The organism is Staphylococcus pasteuri (assembly GCF_030547725.1).
Lineage (GTDB): Bacteria > Bacillota > Bacilli > Staphylococcales > Staphylococcaceae > Staphylococcus > Staphylococcus pasteuri.
Genome location: NZ_JAUOQO010001072.1, coordinates 1 through 232 on the forward strand (window position 1 = coordinate 1; position 232 = coordinate 232).

Annotated in this window: 1 protein-coding gene; it reads left to right on the forward strand. The window is 62.5% G+C overall.

The window, feature by feature from the left end; all coding sequences use genetic code 11:
• Positions 1 to 232, forward strand: a 232-nt coding sequence (locus tag Q4528_RS16445) for a hypothetical protein (RefSeq protein WP_303522869.1), incomplete at both ends; no start/stop codon positions are given.

A 232-nucleotide genomic window follows, 5' to 3' on the forward strand; every position in this document is an offset into this window, starting at 1 on the left:
GCCGAGGGGCAATTGGGCCGCATCGCCAGTGCCGAGATCAACTGGAACTTCCCGATGGCACCGCTGCGGTCGGGGCCATATGGTCTTTGGCTGCTGCGCGAACCGGAAAACATGCTGCTGGAACTTGGCCCACATCTCTATGCCTTTGCGGTGGATCTGTTTGGCCCGGTCGAGGTGCTGCACCTGGAGGTAGGAAAACCTGTCGACCTGCCCGGAATGGGCGCACGTCCCC